Consider the following 2,070-nt stretch of genomic DNA (forward strand, 5'->3'; position numbering starts at 1 on the left):
CGCCAGCAGGCGCGCGTCGGCGGGGTCGTCGGACCGGGCGGCGACGAGCGTCGGCAGCGTCGGGACGCCCTCGCGCAGGTCGGTTCCCGGCGTCTTGCCCGACGTCTCGGAGTCGGCCGCCACGTCGAGGACGTCGTCGGCCAGCTGGAAGGCCAGCCCGATGCGCTCGCCGTACTCGGCCAGCGTGGACTGCACGTCCTCGGACGCGCCGGCCTCGCGCGCACCCATCAGCGCGGACGCCGCGATGAGCGAGCCGGTCTTGTCGGCCACGACGCCGAGGTAGTGGCGCAGCTGGTCGTCGCCCTCGGCCGGGCCGAGCGTCTCGTGGATCTGGCCGCGGACGAGGCGCGAGAACGTGCGCGCCTGGATGTGGACCGCCTCGGGACCGAGGTCGGCGACGATGTCGGACGCCAGCGCGAACAGGTAGTCGCCGGCCAGGATGGCCAGCGAGTTGTCCCAGCGGGCGTTCGCGCTCGGGGCGCCGCGGCGCTTGGGCGCCTCGTCCATGACGTCGTCGTGGTACAGCGTGGCCAGGTGGGTCAGCTCGACGACCGCGGCCGCCTCGACGACCTCCGGACGCGCCGGGTCGCCGAACTCGGCGGCCAGCAGCGCGAGCAGCGGGCGGAAGCGCTTGCCGCCGGCGTTGAGCAGGTGCGACGTGATCTCGGCGACGAACCGCTCGTCGCGGGTCACCGCCTCCTGGAGCCGTGCCTCGACCCGGTCGACGCCCGCCTGGACGCGGGCCTCCAGCACCTCGTCGGTGAAGGACACGCCGAGCTTCATCGGGCCGCACACTCTCCTAGGTCCGGGGGGACGCGGGTCACCGGACGAACGCGCCTGCCTGCTGCGCCAGATCGAGCACCGGACCCGGCATCACACCGAGCGCCACCGTCGCCACGGCGGCGACGGTGACCACTACGGTAGTCATGGCCCCCGGCACGGCGAGCAGCGGCCCGTCCGCCCGCGGCTCGTCGAAGAACATCGTCAGGACGACCCGCACGTAGAAGAACGCGGCGACGGCCGAGACCAGCACGCCGAGCACGACCAGCGGCCACAGGCCGCCCGCCCAGGCGGCGCTGAAGACGGTCCACTTGCCGATGAATCCGGCGGTCAGCGGGATGCCGGCGAACGAGAGCATGAACAGCGCGAAGGCGCCGGCGAGCCAGGGCGCGCGCCGGCCCAGGCCGGTCCAGGTGTCCAGGTCCGTGGACTCCCCGCCGGCGTCGCGCACGAGCATGACCACGCCGAACGCGCCGATCGTCGCCACCCCGTAGGCGGTCAGGTAGAACAGCGCGGACGACACGGACGTGATGCCGTCGCCCCCGTGCGCGCCGACGACGCCGACCAGGATGAACCCGGCGTGCGCGATCGAGGAGTAGGCCAGCATCCGCTTCACGTCGCCCTGGGCGATGGACCCGATCGCGCCGACCAGCATGGTGAGGGCGGCGACGGCCCAGAAGGCGGGCTGCCAGTCCCACTCGGCGCCGCCGAAGGCGACGAGCAGCACGCGGGCCAGCGCGACGACCGCCGCGGCCTTCGTGCCGGCGGCCATGAACGCGGTGACCGGCGTGGGGGGCGCCCTGGTAGGCGTCCGGGCGTCCAGCTGTGGAACGGCACGGCGCCGACCTTGAACAGCAGGCCGACCGCGAGCATCGCGACGCCGGCCAGCAGCAGCGGACGCTCGTCGGTGCGCGCCGCGACGGCGTCGGCGACCTCGCCCAGGCCGAAGCCGCCGGCGTAGCCGTACAGCAGGGCGACGCCGTAGAGGAAGAACGCCGACGAGAAGGCGCCGAGCAGGAAGTACTTGAGCGCGGCCTCCTGGCTGAGCAGGCGGCGGCGCCGGGCCAGGCCGCACAGCACGTACAGCGGCAGGCTGAGCACCTCGAGCGCGACGAACATGGTGAGCAGGTCGGTGCTCGCGGCGAACAGCATCATGCCGAGCAGGGCGAACAGCGCCAGGGGGAAGACCTCGGTGTGCTCCAGCCGGTGGCGGGTCGCCTCGGCCTCGCCGACGACCCCGGGCGCGTCCGCGGCCCGGCCGGTGAACGCGCTGAGGCGCCGCCGAGGCTG

At 74.0% G+C, this 2,070-nt stretch carries 2 protein-coding genes and 1 pseudogene; all 3 read right to left on the bottom strand.

All coding sequences use genetic code 11. From position 1 onward, the window contains the following. Positions 1-783: polyprenyl synthetase family protein (locus tag AC2W7G_RS14630; RefSeq protein ID WP_485869083.1), on the bottom strand; the 783-nt coding region annotated here is incomplete at its 3' end. 37 nt (positions 784-820) lie between these two features. Then, a complete protein-coding gene (locus AC2W7G_RS14635; RefSeq protein WP_485869084.1) occupies positions 821-1,552 on the bottom strand; it encodes an NADH-quinone oxidoreductase subunit N in 732 nt (243 codons plus the stop codon). A gap of 101 nt (positions 1,553-1,653) precedes the next feature. Beyond that, positions 1,654-1,935, bottom strand: a pseudogene (locus AC2W7G_RS14640) (proton-conducting transporter transmembrane domain-containing protein); the annotation flags it as partial. Positions 1,936-2,070 lie beyond the last annotated feature (135 nt).

Source organism: Aeromicrobium sp. PFPM2_SD2, from assembly GCF_057364525.1.

Excerpts from the sequence above, each read along its gene's own strand:
- AC2W7G_RS14635 (WP_485869084.1), bottom strand. The coding sequence starts at position 1,552 with ATGGCCGCCGGCACGAAGGCCGCGGCGGTCGTCGCGCTGGCCCGCGTG.